At 64.6% G+C, this 16,288-nt stretch carries 14 protein-coding genes; 5 read left to right on the top strand and 9 right to left on the bottom strand.

What is annotated here, in order from left to right; all coding sequences use genetic code 11:
- Positions 1–6: 6 nt before the first annotated feature.
- On the top strand, positions 7–2,355 hold the full coding sequence (locus tag QMA07_RS06745; RefSeq protein WP_290160795.1) for an excinuclease ABC subunit UvrA: 2,349 nt from the start codon (positions 7–9) through the stop codon (positions 2,353–2,355).
- A 14-nt stretch (positions 2,356–2,369) separates the two neighbouring features.
- Here QMA07_RS06745 and QMA07_RS06740 read toward each other — a convergent pair whose 3' ends face one another.
- The 6 genes from QMA07_RS06740 to QMA07_RS06715 all read right to left on the bottom strand — a co-directional run bounded on the left by QMA07_RS06740 (position 2,370) and on the right by QMA07_RS06715 (position 9,081).
- The gene (locus tag QMA07_RS06740; RefSeq protein WP_290160772.1) at positions 2,370–3,215 is read right to left on the bottom strand and encodes a class I SAM-dependent methyltransferase; all 846 of its coding nucleotides are present in this window, start codon (positions 3,213–3,215) and stop codon (positions 2,370–2,372) included.
- 130 nt (positions 3,216–3,345) lie between these two features.
- Positions 3,346–4,404 carry a zinc-dependent alcohol dehydrogenase gene (locus tag QMA07_RS06735; RefSeq protein WP_290160771.1) on the bottom strand — a complete coding sequence of 353 codons (1,059 nt, stop codon included), beginning with the start codon at positions 4,402–4,404 and terminating at the stop codon, positions 3,346–3,348.
- A 109-nt stretch (positions 4,405–4,513) separates the two neighbouring features.
- A complete protein-coding gene (locus QMA07_RS06730; protein WP_290160770.1) occupies positions 4,514–5,947 on the bottom strand; it encodes an MBL fold metallo-hydrolase in 1,434 nt (477 codons plus the stop codon).
- Positions 5,944–6,492 carry a flavodoxin domain-containing protein gene (locus QMA07_RS06725; protein WP_290160769.1) on the bottom strand — a complete coding sequence of 183 codons (549 nt, stop codon included), beginning with the start codon at positions 6,490–6,492 and terminating at the stop codon, positions 5,944–5,946. Before QMA07_RS06725 ends, QMA07_RS06730 begins: the two co-directional genes overlap by 4 nt.
- A gap of 340 nt (positions 6,493–6,832) precedes the next feature.
- Positions 6,833–7,480, bottom strand: coding sequence for a response regulator transcription factor (locus QMA07_RS06720; RefSeq protein WP_290160768.1), 648 nt, complete (start codon positions 7,478–7,480; stop codon positions 6,833–6,835).
- Positions 7,477–9,081 carry a GAF domain-containing protein gene (locus QMA07_RS06715; protein WP_290160767.1) on the bottom strand — a complete coding sequence of 535 codons (1,605 nt, stop codon included), beginning with the start codon at positions 9,079–9,081 and terminating at the stop codon, positions 7,477–7,479. The genes QMA07_RS06720 and QMA07_RS06715 overlap by 4 nt, the downstream gene beginning before the upstream one ends.
- A 399-nt stretch (positions 9,082–9,480) precedes the next feature.
- Between QMA07_RS06715 and QMA07_RS06710 the strand changes: the two genes are divergently transcribed.
- Positions 9,481–10,068, top strand: a complete 588-nt coding sequence (locus tag QMA07_RS06710) for a universal stress protein (RefSeq protein WP_290160766.1) — start codon at positions 9,481–9,483, stop codon at positions 10,066–10,068.
- Positions 10,069–10,235: 167 nt separating this feature from the next.
- Here QMA07_RS06710 and QMA07_RS06705 read toward each other — a convergent pair whose 3' ends face one another.
- Positions 10,236–10,838, bottom strand: coding sequence for a pyridoxamine 5'-phosphate oxidase family protein (locus QMA07_RS06705; protein WP_290160765.1), 603 nt, complete (start codon positions 10,836–10,838; stop codon positions 10,236–10,238).
- A gap of 179 nt (positions 10,839–11,017) precedes the next feature.
- Between QMA07_RS06705 and QMA07_RS06700 the strand changes: the two genes are divergently transcribed.
- Complete coding sequence (locus tag QMA07_RS06700) at positions 11,018–11,671, top strand: response regulator transcription factor (RefSeq protein WP_290160764.1); 654 nt, start codon at positions 11,018–11,020, stop codon at positions 11,669–11,671.
- Between the two features lie 15 nt (positions 11,672–11,686).
- Here the strand turns inward: QMA07_RS06700 and QMA07_RS06695 are convergent, their stop codons facing one another.
- A complete protein-coding gene (locus QMA07_RS06695) occupies positions 11,687–14,200 on the bottom strand; it encodes a phosphoketolase family protein (protein ID WP_290160763.1) in 2,514 nt (837 codons plus the stop codon).
- A 158-nt stretch (positions 14,201–14,358) separates the two neighbouring features.
- On the opposite strand from QMA07_RS06695, the gene QMA07_RS06690 reads away from it, so the two are divergent.
- Positions 14,359–14,781: a pyridoxamine 5'-phosphate oxidase family protein gene (locus QMA07_RS06690; protein WP_290160762.1), complete on the top strand. Its 423-nt coding sequence runs from the start codon at positions 14,359–14,361 to the stop codon at positions 14,779–14,781.
- Between the two features lie 104 nt (positions 14,782–14,885).
- Positions 14,886–15,365 (top strand): universal stress protein, encoded by a 480-nt coding sequence (locus QMA07_RS06685; protein WP_290160760.1) that lies wholly within the window; start codon positions 14,886–14,888, stop codon positions 15,363–15,365.
- 55 nt (positions 15,366–15,420) lie between these two features.
- On the opposite strand, the gene QMA07_RS06680 is transcribed toward QMA07_RS06685, so the two are convergent.
- Positions 15,421–16,260 (bottom strand): universal stress protein, encoded by an 840-nt coding sequence (locus QMA07_RS06680; protein ID WP_290160759.1) that lies wholly within the window; start codon positions 16,258–16,260, stop codon positions 15,421–15,423.
- Between the last annotated feature and the right edge of the window lie 28 nt (positions 16,261–16,288).

The following is a 16,288-nucleotide window of genomic DNA, read 5'->3' as shown; positions in this document are numbered from 1 at the left end:
CTCATGATGACGCACCCCGCTGACGGTCACGACATCATCCGCGTGCAGGGTGCGCGCGAGAACAATCTGAAAGAAGTGAGCGTCGACATCCCCAAGCGTCGTCTCACGGTGTTCACCGGCGTCTCGGGGTCGGGCAAGAGCTCGCTGGTCTTCGATACGATCGCCGCCGAGTCTCGGCGCATGATCGACGAGACCTACAGCGCTTTCGTGCAGGGGTTCATGCCGTCGGTGCCACGCCCCGACGTCGACGTGCTCGAGGGGCTCACGACCTCGATCATCGTCGACCAGGAACGGCTCGGGGCGAATCCGCGTTCGACGGTCGGCACGGTCACGGATGCGAACGCGATGCTGCGGATCCTCTTCAGCAAGCTGGGGCAGCCCTACATCGGAGGCCCCACAGCCTTCTCCTTCAACATCCCCACCCAGAGGGCCAGCGGGGTGATGACCGGGCCGGGCGGCGAGAAGAAGATCGTCAAGGACGCGATCTACCTCGGCGGGATGTGCCCGCGGTGCGAGGGCAGGGGAGCGGTGTCCGATCTCGACCTCTCTCAGATCGTCGATGAGTCGAAGTCTCTCGACGAGGGGGCGATCATGGTCCCGGGGTACACCGCGGACGGCTGGATGGTGAAGGGCTTCTCCGCGTCGGGTTTCTATCCTGCAGACAAGCCGGTCGCCGAGTTCACCGAGAAGCAGCGCCAACTCTTCCTCTACGGTGAGGTCACCAAGGTCAAGATCTCGGGCATCAACATGACCTATGAGGGGCTCATCCCCAAGATCACCAAGTCGATGTTGTCGAAGGACCTCGACGCCCTGCAGCCGCACATCCGCGCCTTCGTCGAGCGGGTCGCGACATTCGCGACGTGCCCCGAGTGCGACGGGACACGTCTCACAGAGGGGGCGCGGTCGTCGAAGATCGACGGGATCAGCATCGCGGATGCCTGCCGAATGCAGGTGACCGATCTCGCCGAGTGGGTGCGCGGTCTGGAGCTTCCGGGCGCAGCTCCGCTGCTCGAGGCCCTGCGTGCCAACCTCGACGCGTTCGTCACCCTCGGCCTGGGGTACCTGAGCCTCGAGCGGCCCTCCGGCACGCTCTCCGGCGGGGAGGCGCAGCGCATCAAGATGCTGCGCCATCTGGGGTCGTCTCTCACCGACGTCACCTACGTGTTCGACGAGCCGACCATCGGCCTCCACCCGCATGACATCCAGCGGATGAACACGCTGCTGCTGCGCCTGCGCGACAAGGGCAACACGGTGCTGGTCGTCGAGCACAAGCCCGAGACCATCGTCATCGGCGACCATGTGGTGGACCTCGGCCCGGGCGCGGGGAGCGCGGGGGGTCAGATCTGCTTCGAGGGGACTGTCGAAGGACTGAAAGCCAGCGGCACGCGCACGGGTGATCATCTCGACGACCGAGCCATGCTCAAGGAATCAGTGCGCAGCAGCACCGGTGCGATCGAGATCCGCGGCGCCACCGCCAACAACCTGCAGAACGTCGACGTCGACATCCCCACCGGCATACTCACTGTCGTCACCGGGGTCGCCGGTTCGGGCAAGAGCTCGCTGATCCACGGATCGGTGTCGAAGCTCGAGGGCGTCGTCGCGATCGACCAGGGAGCGATCAAGGGATCACGACGGAGCAACCCCGCCACCTACACCGGCATGCTCGAACCGATTCGCAAGGCCTTCGCCAAAGCCAACGGGGTCAAACCCGCGTTGTTCAGCGCGAACTCCGAAGGAGCGTGCCCGACCTGCAAGGGTGCTGGCGTCATCATCACCGAGCTCGGCTTCATGGACACGATCGAGACGCCCTGTGAGGACTGCGGCGGAAAGCGGTTCCAGGCAGCCGTCCTCGAGTACAAGCTCGCAGGCAAGGACATCACGGAGGTGCTGGATCTGCCCGTCGCCGAGGCGAGGGTGTTCTTCTCCGAGGGCGAAGCGAAGCTTCCCGCTGCAGCCACGATCCTCGGGCGCCTCGAAGACGTGGGCCTGGGGTATCTCTCCCTCGGGCAGCCGTTGTCGACGCTGTCGGGCGGTGAGCGTCAGCGCATCAAGCTGGCGATCCAGATGGGGGAGAAGGGCGACACGTACGTGCTCGATGAACCGACCACGGGGCTTCACCTCGCGGACGTCCAGAACATCCTCGGCCTCCTCGATCGACTCGTCGAATCCGGCAAGACGGTCATCGTGATCGAGCATCACCAGGCGGTGATGGCCCACGCTGACTGGATCATCGACATCGGTCCGGGCGCCGGACACGACGGGGGTCGAGTCGTCTTCGAAGGGAGTCCCGCAGATCTCGTCGCGGCCAAGTCGACGGTCACGGCGGAGCACCTGGCGGCCTACGTCGGCTCTTAGAGCGAGGGGCCCGCTCAGTCCTTGCGCGCGATGACCGTGAAGGTGCAGGGGATGAGATCGCGTTCGGTCTCGGGCCAGGCGTAGCCACGAGGCACCTCGACCATCCGCGGGCTGAACTGCCAGGGGAGGGTGCGTCTCTCATCGAAGTGGAGAAGGCGCAGGCCGGCTCGCATCAGCGATCCGAGGATCTCGGAGAGGGGGTGCGGCCACTCGTACGTGCGCGGGTGCGCGACCTTGCCATCGCCGGCGTAGGTCGACTCGTCGTCCCAGCGCTGTGCACGGCCGTCTCCGAAGTACGGGTATCGCGTCGTGAGGTCTGGCGCCTCCTCGTCGAGGGCGAGCAGCGCGGGATGACCGTCGCGGATGAAGAACGTGCCGCCCGGACGCAGCAGCGCGACGATCTGTTCCGCCCAGCGGTCGAGGTCTGCGAGCCAGCAGATCGTGCCGATGCTCGTGTAGACGACGTCGAAGTCGCCTGCCACCGCATCGCGCGCGTCGAGGACGTCTGCCTGGACCCATGTGGCCGAGACACCCGCGCGGTCGGCGAGTGCCGCTGCGGCTCGCAATGCCGGCCCCGAGAAGTCGACACCCGTCACGGTCGCCCCGGCACGAGCCAGAGAGATCGTGTCCGTGCCGATGTGGCATTGAAGATGGCAGAGGTCGAGTCCTGCGAGAGTTCCACCGCCGACGAAACGGCTGAGCACCGGCAGATCGTCGCTCACGACGTCGCTCATGTGTGTCGGTTCGTCGAACGCATCCAGCCCGTATGCTGCTTCGTGCAGAGGGACTCGGTCGTCCCAGTTCTGCAGATTCGCGCGGCGCGCGGCTTCCCAGTCGATCTCGACGTTGCTTCCGTTCACATATCGAGCCTAGCGACAGCCTCGATCACCCCGATCGCCCCGCTTGCGTTATAGCCGATAATGCACATTATGTCAGGATAGAGGTTGCACTTCGAGCGGGCACGGTTGACCCGACTCCCCTCCTGATCTCTCACTGAGCCGCCGAAGCCGGTTCTCGGACTGGGACGACATCGGCTGTGTGGTACTGAAACACGAGTCGAGCAGGCACCGTCCCGGCAAGCACCTCGTCGACGGAGGCGTTCACCTGCTGCAGCTCGCGCGTCTCCGTGACGACCCTGGTTCGGCCGGCGGCATGCAGAGCGAACACCTCGGCGAGGTCCTGTCGGGTACCGACGATGGAGCCGATGATGCTGACGCCCTTCAGGACCGTGTCGAAGACGGGTATGGTCAGCTCCCCTCCAGCGGGCAGTGAGACCAGAACAAGTCGGCCTCCGCGATTCAGCGCCTTGAACGCCTGGTCGAAGACAGACGGGGCGACGGCGAGGACCACGACGACATCGGCGCCACCGAGATCCTGGATCGCTTGGACCGGATCTGTGTCAGCCGCGTTGACGACATGATCCGCGCCCAGCTCTGTCGCGAGCTCGAGCTTCTCCTGCGTCACATCCACGGCGATGACTTTCGCACCCACGAGGCGGGCGTACTGAACAGCAAGATGGCCGAGTCCACCGACACCGAAGATGACGACCGTCTCCCCCGCGGTGACATGTGCATTCTTGATCGCGGCATATGTCGTGACTCCGGCACACGTGAGAGGCGCGGCGTCGAGGGCGGTGACACCGTCAGGGACGAGAGTCGCGAAGCGCGCGTCCGAGAGCATGTACTCGCTGAATCCTCCATCAACGGCGTAGCCGTTGTTGTATTGGCTCTCGCAGAGGTTCTCTCGGCCGCTGACACAGTACCGACACTCTCCGCACGCATGTCCGAGCCAGGGCATCGCCACTCGCTGTCCGACAGTACGGCTGGTCACCCCGTCACCGACCTGCTCGATGATCCCCACGCCTTCATGACCGGGGACCAGAGGCAGGTTCGGCGTGACCGGCCAATCACCGCGCATGGCGTGAATGTCGGTGTGGCACAGTCCGCACGTCTCCAGGCGGACCAGGACTTGCCCGGCGCCAGGCTGTGGGAGCGGCCGCTCGTCGATGTGCGCCGGCGAACCGAATTCTGAGACAACTGCTGCTCGCATCATTCCTCCTTGACGGGATGGGTACCCACGAAGTCTTTCGCTGGTCAGGCGTGTCGTTCGGGTCGAAGGTCCTTCGCTGCGGCGTCGGCGAAACCGCTGATCTCAGGCATTAGCCCGATATCGCGTGTGCAGTTGCGCGGTGGGCCTCGATCTGGACCTGCTGCTCTTGATCGGGGACCTGAGCCGGCCACCCCAATTCCCGTTCGATTCTGAGCCTGAGCGTGTCCGCGGCGGAGGGTTCGCCGTGGGTGACGTACACGGCCTGGGGCGGACGGGGAGCATCCTTCATCCATGCGATGAGATCGTCGGCATCCGCATGCGCCGACATCGCATCGATCATCGCGACCTCGGCCCTGATCGGCACATCGTCTCCGAAGATACGAAGAGAACGTTCCCCCGCGAGCAGCCGCGCGCCCCGTGTGCCCCCGGCCTGATAGCCGGTCAGGACGATGGTGTTGCGGTCTTCTGGCCCATACGCGCGGAGATGATGCAAGATTCGGCCACCGTCGAGCATTCCGCTCGCGGAGACGATGATCATCGGACCGCCGCGCAGGTTGAGGAGCTTCGATTCGTCGACGCTCCGGACGAAAGTGGCGAGACCGTAGATCCGCTCGACCTCATCCTTCGAAATGCGGTGTTGCTCAGGACGGTTGCGATAGACGTCGGCGACGCTGACCGCCATGGGGCTGTTGACATAGATAGGCACGTCGGGGATGTCGCCGCGTTCTCGAAGCCGCGACAGGTGCAGAAGCACTGTCTCTGTGCGCCCGACAGCGAACGCCGGGATCAGCACCACTCCCCCGCGATGGACGGTGCGATTGACGATGTCACGCAGCTGCTCTTCGGGATTGACCGTGCTGTGTCGGCGATCTCCATAGGTCGACTCGGTGACGAGTACGTCTGCTCCGTCGAACGGCTGTGGTGCGCGCATGAGCGGGTCGTCGGATCGGCCGAGGTCGCCGGTGAAGCATACCCGCCGTGCGTCGACGTCGAGGTAGACGCTACTGGCCCCCAGGATGTGGCCGGCACCGAGAAGCCTCGCGGTCATCGAACCCGCCAGCGAAACCGCTTCCCCAGCGGGGACGGCGACGAATCGTTCGAGCGCCGCATGTGCGTCGTCGACCGTGTAGAGCGGGCGTGGCGTTTCGTGCCTGGACCACCCGTGGCGTGCGGCGTGGCGTGCTTCCTCCTCGAGCAGGTGCGCACTGTCCAGGAGCATGATCCGACAGAGAGCAACCGTGCCCTCACTTGCGTAGATGCGTCCGCGATACCCGGCGCGCACGAGCGCCGGAAGATACCCGGAGTGATCGAGATGGGCATGGGTGAGCACGACGGCGTCGATCGAACCCGGCGGAACAGGGAACGGCGCTCGGTTGCGCTGGCGCAGCACCTTGAACCCTTGGAAGAGACCGCAATCGACCAGGACCCGTGAGGTGGAGTCAGTGACCAGGTAGCGCGACCCGGTCACAGTGTCAGCGCCGCCGAGGAAGGCGAGGGTAGCGCCTGATGCCGTCCGCGGGTGACGCGTATTCGAGGCGTTCACGTGTGCACCCGCGTCGAGGGGCCTGTCAGCGCCCGTGTTGTTGCCGCGATCTCACGGCCCCAGCGCAGCGCGCGATCAAGCTCGTCCGGGAGAAGACGGCTGTCCTTGTCCACGAGGAAACTCTCCGAGGGGAGTACTTCGCGCAGCCCGTTTTTCTTCAGACGCCTCCCGATCGCGGATGACGCGGCGCCTGTGAAGATCCGGGGCATGTCGACACGAGTATCGAACGCCATATAGCCGTGACGCGCAGCGTGCGGCAGCTCGATCCACTCTCTGATCCCTGTGATCAGACTCCCATTCTCCAGCGCCAGGCGCCTCGAGGGATTGTGCGCCCATCGTTCGGCTTCCGTGCGTGATGCCGGGCTGCTCAACGAGTGTGCGTGGGTGGGAGCGCCAACCACGAGAACATCGCATTCCGGGAGCGCGGATGCTCTCGCGACGGGCACGACGGTGACCGGCATGTGCTGTTCTCGGATGCCGTCCGCGATCCTCTCTGCGATGAGACGAGTGTTGCCGAACAGCGATTCGTAGACGATCGCGACCATCGGCCCCGGGGTCGGCGAGCTGTTCGCTGTCACGATTCCTTCTCCTCGTGCATCAGAGCGGTGATGTCGATGGGCTGGGTCGGCGGGAGTGCAAGGTCAGCCGGACCAACCTGCAGAGGTGGAAGGACGGTGAAGATCGAGTCGTTCATGGTGCTCCTTCAACAGAGATGTGAGGTCCCCTCCATTCATCGTTTCCTCTCACCGACTCGCCGGGCAGGGCCGAAGGTCCCCCGGCGGAGGTAGTGACGTCGGGTCCTTGGACCGCGTACCCCGCGCACCTCGGGGCCATCTGGCTCTCGGGCTTGCGATGAGCGTCCGGCACAGCCGACCGCCGCTTGACTTACGGGCGGACGCGACCTTCCCGCTCTTCTGTCGCGAACACGGCAGCTTGGGTGCGGCGCTGCATGCCGAGCTTGGCGAGGAGCCCGGAGACATAGTTCTTCACGGTCTTCTCCGCGAGGCCGAGACGTTCCCCGATCTGACGGTTGGTGAGCCCCTCCGCGATCAGCGTCAGCGCTTGGCGTTCTCTGAGAGTCAACTCCACCGCTGGCGATCGAGTTTCCGCTACTCGAGCCTCAAGCCTGCGGTGCACGCCATCGGAGACCTCCGCGGGGATGAGGTTCTCTCCCCGCGCCGCACGATGGATCGAGTCGACGAGGTCCGTTCCACGGATCGTCTTGAGCACGTATCCGGATGCACCTGCAATCACCGCTGCGATGCTCGCAGCATCGTCGTCGAATGCAGTCAGCATGAGACAGCGGATCTCCGGGTGGTCGGATCGAATGCGCCGGCACAGATCTACGCCATTGCCGTCAGGAAGGTTCACATCGAGCACGACGATGTCCGGAAGCGTCGCCGAGACACGGCCGCGAGTCCCCTGCACCGAGCCGGACTCCCCCACAACCTCTAGACCCGGGTCTGCATCGATGATCTGAGCGATGCCGCGGCGAACGATTTCGTGATCGTCCACGAGGAATACCCGGGTCATGAAGAAGCCTGCGACGTCGATCCGAGCGGCGCGCGCCAGCGGACCCGCGTGCCACCCGTGCTTCGCCGCTCGATCTCGCACGCACCACCGTGCGCTTGTGCGCGCATGAGGAGGTTCGCAGTGCCGCTGGACCGAGGCAGTTTGTCGGGAACCCCGACTCCGTCGTCTTCCACGAGAACTGTGACGAGCGACGCTGTGACGGAGACGCTCACCTCCGCGCTGTTCGCGTGGGCGTGACGAGCCACGTTGCTGAGAGCCTCTCGCACCACCGCGATGATGTCGTCCGCGATTCTGCCGGTCACCAGCAGATCGACCGGGCCGGCGAAAGCGATCCGGGGCGGACTCTGGAGCAGCGGCGCGAGTTCGTCCGCGACATCGATGAGTCGACGTCGAACGGATTCGGGGTCAGCGGTCTGAAGAGTGAATATCGCCGTTCGGAAATCGGCGATCGCACCGTCGATCTCCGCCACCTGCGCACTGATGGCGGCAGCGTGTGCAGGCAACCGTGCGGCAAGCGCCTGCAAGCCCAGACCTGTGCCGAACAGCCGCTGGATGACGTTGTCATGAAGATCTCTCGCGATACGGGCGCGCTCTTCGATGAGATCCAAACGCTGGCGATCGACCCGGGCCTGGACAAGCGCGAGGGCGAGCCCCGCCTGCGCTGCGAACTCAGCAAGAGTGGAAAGGTCCTCGGGTGAGAACCGACGACCGCCCTCATCCCGTGTCACGCATAGTGCACCGACAGGTGCACCCGTGGCGATGAGTGGCACGGCCACGGTCGATCCGCCATTGTCCTGCTGCTGCTCCGAGAGAATCCCCGTGACTCCGTCGGCCACTACGACACCTCCGCCGGTCATCGCGGCTGAGATCAGCGAATTATCGGCAGGTACCTCAGACCCCTCGAGAGATTCGGCGCCGGAGCCGCGGGCGGTCTCTATACGGTAGTCCCCCGTGATCGGGTCCGACACCACGATGCACACGACATCGGCGTCGACCAATATCGCAACGCGTTCGGCAAGAACACCGAAAACGTCTCCGGCGTCGGGCGACAGGAGTGCAGCGTTGATCTCCGCGAGTGCGCCGCTCAGTCGCTGCAGTCTGCGGGACTCCTCGAAGCGTCGCGCGTTGTCGATCGCGATCGCCGCTGTCGATGCGAGGGCGAGCACGAGCTCTTCGTCCTCTTCCGAGAACGAGCCTGCGGCCGGGTTCGTGAGATACAGATTTCCGTAGATCTCACCTCGCACGCGAATCGGCACCCCGAGAAAGCTGCGCATAGGCGGGTGATGCGCGGGGAATCCGACGGACCGCGAGTCTTCTCCGAGATCGTCAAGCCGGATCGGATGTTCGCTTTCGATGACTGCCCCGAGAATGCCCAGCCCCTCGGGAAGATGCCCGATCTGTTGGGCCAGCTCCTCCTTCATGCCCACATGGATGAATTGTTCGAGGCCTCCGTCGCGGTCGATGACGCCGAGCGCGCCGTACTGCGCTTCCACGAGTGCGACCGCTGCTTCAGCGATATGACGGAGCACATGCTCGAGTTCGATATCCTCTACGACGGCCTGATTGGCGCGCAGAAGGCTTCTGAGTCGTCCCTGATCCATGAGGACGAGATGCGCACGATCCAACGATTTCCCGATCGTGTGCTCTCGATCTGTTCGGCTCCGGCCAGGCCGTTGGAGGTGATCGTCGGTCATCACATTCCCTTCCGGGCTCCCGCTGGTGCTGACCCTACTCTCACACACAGCCCGCGGGACCTTCGACTCTGCGAAGGCGGTGGTGCGAGTCGCACCATCGTGTGACTGACCGATCCGATCTGTGAAGGCGATGCACGCATGCCCGCTCGATATGTACTTGGCGTCGGCGATTCCGACGCGGACGCCGCCGGACGGTGGGCTGAGACCCACGCCCACAGTGCTGGCGTTCCGCTGGTGAGAGTACACGTCGGTGGTGACGCTACGGATCGACCGACAGGTCCTGTGCGAGGCACGAAGGAAACGGACATGGTCACTATCGTCGGGAGGGTTCCTGAAGCGCTCGCACGATTCGTCACCGTCGACGACGTTCTGGTCATCGGCACGGGCAAGACCGGCTTCATCCACAGCCGTGTCTTCGGCACGGTGAGTCTGCAGATCGCTGCCGAGGTGCAGTGCAGTGTGGCGGTGATCCCCTCCATCGATCTACGGTTCAGAAAGGGAATCGTAGCCGGTGTGAAGGACGACGACCTCATGCATTCAATCATCAGCGCAGCCGCCCGTGAGGCGCGTGCCCGCCAGGAGCCGATCGAGCTCATCCACTCGTCCTTCAGTGGGGTGATTCCCGCGATGGTCGAAACGCACGCGACCGTTGCGGCTCGCGTCGCGGCCGTGAAGAGCATGGTCGATGAGGACACGGTGGTCCGAACGCGCTACACGCACCGACCGCCCGCGGAGGCACTGCTCAACGCCTCGCGTAACGCCGCACTTCTCGTCGTAGGGGCAGGGCACCCACGTGGCGCCGGGCACGCGCTCGGCGCTGTGACGCACGACGTCCTCGTGAATATCGACGCCCCTGTCCTCGTGGTGCGACGCACTGCAGCCACTGACGGCTGACGCTCGTATGGGCAGGGGTGGTCTGCCCGAGGCACCACCCCTGCCCACGTCCCCCCTCGGCGCCGCCCTTCCTCGTTTGCCAAGGCCCCACACCCGGCGAACGGTGAAGCCCCATGAGAGGCGGCTGACCACGACCCTGTCGGGTGCGATGCCGGAGCGTCGACCAGCTATCCACCCCATGGCGGAAGATGCGGAATGGGCTGCGGCTTATCCGCCGTCCGCGTCCCTGGTGCGCCATGATCGACGTGCTCGTCAGGTGCGCGCCTACCCGAACCGGAAGAGGATGAGATGTTTCTCCGTGTCGAGGAGGAGCTGCGGACCGGAAAGCGGCGGCCCGTTACCGTATCGGGTACGAGGCGCACGTAGTTGTGCTTCGCGGTGGGACTTCTTGACTCGAGGGTGAGAACTCCCGAGGCTTCGATGTCGGCGTCGTTGTCCATGCGCGTCGCGTGTCCCCGGATCACTATGCTCCATCGGAAGGCGCCATCCACCCCGTCGATCTCGAGAGCAACATCCGGATGCCGAGCAAGGCTTCTCAGCTTGGTCCCGGGCGCCGATCTCATGAACACGCTGCCCTCATGCACCAGGTAGTTCAGGGGAAACAGATCCGGGCGACCGTCAATGCTCTGAATCGCAAGGCGCCCGAGCGAGTTCGCCTCGACCAGTTTCCAGCACGCGGCCGTTCCGATCTCTTCCACGCCTGCTGAGGCCGCGGTTTCCGGTGCGGTCGGCGTATCCCGGTAGTACGGGTTGGGGTCATCGTTCGCCATGGTGGGTCTCCTGCATATCCGGTCTTCGCATCAGTCGAGGACATGTCGTCGTCGCTGGTCGAGACACGTCCAGTCAATCGCCACGCCTCGCTGTGAGCAGGGTCGAAAGTCCCGAGGGTGCGTCACCGCGGAGTTGTACTCTGTGCTTACCCATCAGTGTGAGGGGATCGGAGGACGACATGTTCCGGATCGTTCTCGTAGACGATCATGAGATGGTGCGGCGCGGGATCGCGGATCTCCTCGGGACGCAGTCTGATTTCAGCGTCGTCGGTGAAGGAGCGACGGTTCACGATGCACGAGCGGTCGTCGCCGCGACTCTGCCGGATGTGGCGGTTCTGGACGTGCACCTCCCCGACGGCAGTGGCATCGATCTGTGTCGTGAGATCCGCCAGACGCACCCGCAGGTGCAGTGTCTGATATTCACCGCATTCGATGATGACGATGCCTTGTTCGCTGCCGTTCTCGGAGACGCGGCCGGCTACCTGATGAAGACGCTGCGAACCGATGAACTACTCCGCTCGATCCGTGCTGTCGCGCAGGGCCAGCGACTGATCAGACCCTCGATGGTTCGCCACGTCGCGGGCATGGTCGATCGCGCCGACACTGCTGACCCTCGCTTCGGCGCTCTGAGCACGCGCGAGAAGGAGGTCCTCGCCCTCATCGCCGAGGGGCTCTCCAACCGACAGATCGGAGACCGGCTCGGCCTCGCGGAGAAGACCGTCAAGAACTACGTCTCATCTCTGTTGAACAAACTGGGTCTCGAGCGGCGCACGCAGGCGGCGGTGCTTCAGGCCGAGAGGGCCAGCCGCGCGTTCGACCATCGCGCCCCGTAGCTCCTGGCATACTTCTCAGCCTGTTCCGATTGACCGCTCTTCGTCGCGGACATCATCTCCTGCCGATGGCTCTGGCTCCGGCCATGCCCAGTTCCTGATCTCAGGTGCGTCTTCTCCATGGAGCCGTGTGTAGGCCCGTGCTCGCACGCGCGAATCCTGCATCTCCTGACGCAGGACAGCCTCACGCGGTCCGAGGCCTGGCACATGGTCGATCACGTCCATCACGAGGTGGAAGCGGTCGAGGTCGTTCATCATCACCATGTCGAACGGGGTGGTCGTCGTTCCTTCTTCGATGTACCCGCGGACGTGGAGCTGACCGTGGCCGTGTCGACGGTATGTCAGACGATGGATCAGCCACGGGTACCCGTGGTAGGCGAAGATCACGGGTCTGTCCGTGGTGAAGATCGCGTCGTACTCTCGATCGCCGAGGCCATGCGGATGCTCCCCCTCGGTCTGCAGGCGCATGAGATCCACGACGTTCACCACACGCACCTTCAAGGAGGGAAGTCGCTCGCGCAGGATGGACGCCGCCGCGAGGACCTCCAAGGTCGGTACGTCGCCCGCCGCAGCGAGCACCACATCCGGTTCTTCGCCGGCACGTTCGGAACCGGCCCAGTCGAAGATGCCGAGCCCACGGGTGCAGTGCTCGATCGCCGCATCCATCCCGAGCCAGTTCGGTGAGGGCTGCTTTCCTGCGACGACGACGTTGACGTAATCGCGTGAGCGCAGACAGTGGTCGTAGGTCGAGAGCAGGGTGTTCGCATCGAACGGCAGGTACACGCGCACGACGTCGGCCTTCTTGTTGACGACATGGTCGATGAATCCGGGGTCCTGGTGCGAGAGCCCGTTGTGGTCCTGCCGCCAGACGTGCGAGCTGAGCAAGTAGTTCAGCGAGGAGATCGGCCGACGCCAGGGGATGCTCCGGGTGGTCTTCAGCCATTTGGCGTGCTGATTGAACATCGAGTCCACGATGTGGATGAACGCCTCGTACGAGTTGAGCACGCCGTGGCGTCCCGTCAGCAGGTACCCCTCGAGCCAGCCCTGACACTGATGCTCGCTGAGCATCTCCACGACCCTGCCGGTGTGCGACAGATGATTGTCGGCATCCATCGGCAGCGACTCCGCGTTCCACTGTTTGTCGGTGACCTCGAAGACCGCATCGAGCCGATTGGATGCCGTCTCGTCGGGACCGAAGATGCGGAAGTTCTCGGGGTTGGCCGTGATCACGTCCCGAAGCCACCCTCCGAGGACGCGGGTGGCCTCGCTCATCGTGGCCCCGGGGCTCCGCACGTCGACGCCGTAGTCGCGGAAGTCCGGGAGTCGTAGTTCTTTCCTCAGCAGTCCGCCGTTGGCGACCGGGTTCGCACTCATCCGGAGCTCTCCGTCTGGAGCCAGTGCCGTCACCCACTCAGCGACTGCGCCGTTCTGATCGAAGAGCTCCTCCGCCCGGTAGGACAGCATCCACGATTGGAGCAGCTGCGTGTGCGCTTCGGTGTCACGCGCATCACGTAGAGGCACCTGGTGTGAGCGCCAGTTGTTCTCCGCCGGATGCCCGTCGATCTCGCGCGGACATGTCCACCCTTTCGGCGTGCGCAGGATGATCATCGGCCATGCCGGCCGGGTGTGGAGAGCACCGGCCGCGGCATCCGCCTTGATCTGTGCGATATGGTCGAGCACTTCGTCCAGCACTATCGCGAAACGTCGATGCACGTCGATCGGGTCTTCACCGTCAAACCCGCCGGAGACGAGATGCGGAGTGTGCCCGTACCCACGCATCAGGGAGAGCAGCTCCTTCTCGGGGATGCGTGCGAGCACAGTCGGGTTGGCGATCTTGTACCCGTTCAGGTGAAGAATCGGTAGGACGACGCCGTCGTGCAGCGGATCGAGGAATTTGTTCCCATGCCAGCTCGTTGCGAGCGGCCCCGTCTCCGCCTCGCCGTCTCCGACGACTGCGGCGACGAGAAGGTCGGGATTATCGAATGCGGCGCCGTACGCGTGAGAGAGGGAATAGCCCAGTTCGCCGCCCTCATGGATCGACCCGGGAGTCTCCGGTGCCACATGGCTCGGGATTCCTCCGGGGAACGAGAACTGGCGGAAGAGACTGCGCAGTCCGTCCTCGGAATGGTCGATGCTGTTGTAGACCTCGCTGTATGTGCCGTCCAAGTAGGCGTTCGCGACCATTCCTGGTCCCCCGTGTCCTGGCCCGGCGATGTAGATCGTGTGGAGAGAGCGTTCCCGGATCACTCGGTTGAGGTGGGCGTAGATGAAGTTCAGTCCCGGTGTCGTTCCCCAGTGCCCGAGGAGTCGAGGCTTGATGTGCCCGGGTCTGAGTGTCTCGCGGAGAAGCGGGTTGTCGAGAAGGTAGATCTGCCCCACTGACAGGTAATTCGCCGCCCGCCACCAGGCGTTCAGAACCTCCAGAGTCGACGCCGTAGGGTGGCCTCCGGTTCCGCGGGGCCACGCAGATGTGGCGGCGTTGTCGACCCGACTCTCGGTCTGCGCGGGAGAAGGAGTCCGAGATGCGTCCATGCACGCAGTCTTGCTCGGGGTCGGTCTCAGGATAGAGCCGAAGGTCCCGCGCCGGCGCCTACGCAGCCCACGCGATGACGGGACCTTGGTCCCCCGGCTGGCTGGGGCCCCGGGGCACGATGAGAGCGAGACCGGAACCTCTCATGACGGGAGAAATCATGACTGAGATCGAACGCTCACCGACACGACCGCTGACCGAGGATGAATGCTGGGAACGTCTCGCTCGAGCCCCGTACGGCCGGATCGCCTGTGGTGCCGCCGGTGAGATCGACATCTTCCCGATCAACCACAAGACCGACGGACGGACGATCATCTTCCGCACCTCGGCAGGGACCAAGCTTCTCGAGCTGACGATCCGCGAGTCCGTCGCTTTCGAGATCGACGGCTACGACGAGCGTGAAGCCTTCAGCGTGGTGGTGAAAGGGAGAGCCCAGGAGTTCGACCGAGACGCCGACGTGCTCGAGGCCGAACGACTGGGTGTGCACCCCTGGGCCCCGGAAGAGAAAGACCGCTGGGTGCGTATCGATGCATCCGACGTTCGCGGCAGGGTCTTCGATCTTGAGGCGCCGAGCGGGCCCTGACCCCTCGAAGCCTGAGAATTCGGACACACCCTGGGATCGACGCCGATCTGCTCCGTGTGACCTTTGGCCCAGTGGCGCAGAGCCAAGAGCGGGATCGTGAAGCTATGTCGAACACACACTCACACCGCATCGTCGTCGGAGTGGACGGATCCGAATCGTCCATCGACGCCCTTCGCTACGCCGCACGTCTCGGTAAGGCGCTCAAGGAGCCTCTGCACGTCGTCACGACCTGGACCGCTCCCCCGATCGATCCCTACTTGGCGATCGAGTGGTCACCCTCTGAGTTCGCCCGCGAAGCTCTGGACGAGACTATCCAGGGAGCATTCGCCGGCAACCCACCACACGACCTCACCAGCGAAGTGCTGCTCGGGTCGGCTGCCCGAACACTGATCGGTCTCAGCAACTCGGCATCGATGCTGGTGCTCGGCAGCCGCGGTCACGGCGGCTTCGTCGGGCTCCTCCTGGGATCGGTCAGCGCTGCCTGCGCGGAACACGCCCACTGCCCCGTACTGATCGTGCACGCGAACAAGGCAGTCGACAGCGAGTCCTCTCGGTCATCTTCGGACGAAGCCCTGGGTTCTTGAGACCTGGCCACGATCCTCTACGCAGTGCGTGCGTCGCGTGGCCCGCGGGATGTCACTAGCGGACCACGACGGTGGCCGTCGCAAGGCGGACGAGGACTTCTTCGCTCGTGGATCCGAGAAGAAAACGAGCGATCGCCCCGCGCCCGTGAGATCCGACCACCACCAATCGCGCTTTCGCTGCCCGATCGCTGATCGTCAGGCCCGGGCTCCCTCTTTCCACCACGCGATGCACCACGAGGTCCGGATACTTCTGCCCGATGCCCGCCAGCGCGATGGCAAGTGCCTCCTCTGCCGTCTGCTGCATCCCTGACAGGTAGGTCGACGGGTAGCCATGCATACCCATAGGCAGCGGAACGGTCGTCCATGTCGTCACAGCCGTGAGGACGTCGCCAGCTCTGTCAGCCTCCTCGGCAGCGAACTCGAGCGCCCGCTCGGAATCAGGTGATCCGTCGATGCCCACGACAACGCCACTGCGGTCGGTGAGATCGATGTCGGGCACCACCGCGACCGGACTATGAGCGCCCGCCGCTATGCGGACACCGTTCAGACCGCGTCGGTGCCCTTTCGACGGACCGCGGTGGTCGCTTCCGATGACGAGGAGGTCGCAGACCATCGAGGCGTCGATGAGTTCGCCGACCGGATCGCCGCGCCCCACACGCGTGTCCACGGTCAGTCCGCGTGACTGCAGCCGCGTCGCCTCACGCTCGAGCATCCTCTCCGTCAACGAGAGAGCCTCTCTGAGCACCTCCCCCTCCCCGACCGCACCCATGGCACCACCGACGATCGAGATGAGGGTGAGTCTGCCACTTCGGTCATATGCGCGTCGTGCCGCCCACTCGACGGCCTCACGCGAAGCATGAGTGTCGACGACTCCGACCAGGATGCTCTCCGGCATGGGATCCTACTTTCCGATTCAGGGCGCA

Origin of the sequence: Microbacterium sp. APC 3901 (assembly GCF_030407765.1) — a bacterium.
Lineage (GTDB): Bacteria > Actinomycetota > Actinomycetes > Actinomycetales > Microbacteriaceae > Microbacterium.
The sequence above is the reverse complement of the archived record's forward strand: the minus strand, read 5'-3'. Positions and strand labels throughout refer to the sequence as shown.

Coding starts and splice junctions, on each gene's coding strand:
- QMA07_RS06745 (WP_290160795.1), top strand. CDS start 7: ATGACGCACCCCGCTGACGGTCACGACATCATCCGCGTGCAGGGTGCG.
- QMA07_RS06735 (WP_290160771.1), bottom strand. CDS start 4,404: ATGCGAGCAGCAGTTGTCTCAGAATTCGGTTCGCCGGCGCACATCGAC.
- QMA07_RS06725 (WP_290160769.1), bottom strand. CDS start 6,492: ATGGTCGCGATCGTCTACGAATCGCTGTTCGGCAACACTCGTCTCATC.
- QMA07_RS06720 (WP_290160768.1), bottom strand. CDS start 7,480: ATGACCCGGGTATTCCTCGTGGACGATCACGAAATCGTTCGCCGCGGC.
- QMA07_RS06715 (WP_290160767.1), bottom strand. CDS start 9,081: ATGGATCAGGGACGACTCAGAAGCCTTCTGCGCGCCAATCAGGCCGTC.
- QMA07_RS06710 (WP_290160766.1), top strand. CDS start 9,481: ATGGTCACTATCGTCGGGAGGGTTCCTGAAGCGCTCGCACGATTCGTC.
- QMA07_RS06705 (WP_290160765.1), bottom strand. CDS start 10,838: ATGGCGAACGATGACCCCAACCCGTACTACCGGGATACGCCGACCGCA.
- QMA07_RS06700 (WP_290160764.1), top strand. CDS start 11,018: ATGTTCCGGATCGTTCTCGTAGACGATCATGAGATGGTGCGGCGCGGG.
- QMA07_RS06695 (WP_290160763.1), bottom strand. CDS start 14,200: ATGGACGCATCTCGGACTCCTTCTCCCGCGCAGACCGAGAGTCGGGTC.
- QMA07_RS06690 (WP_290160762.1), top strand. CDS start 14,359: ATGACTGAGATCGAACGCTCACCGACACGACCGCTGACCGAGGATGAA.
- QMA07_RS06685 (WP_290160760.1), top strand. CDS start 14,886: ATGTCGAACACACACTCACACCGCATCGTCGTCGGAGTGGACGGATCC.
- QMA07_RS06680 (WP_290160759.1), bottom strand. CDS start 16,260: ATGCCGGAGAGCATCCTGGTCGGAGTCGTCGACACTCATGCTTCGCGT.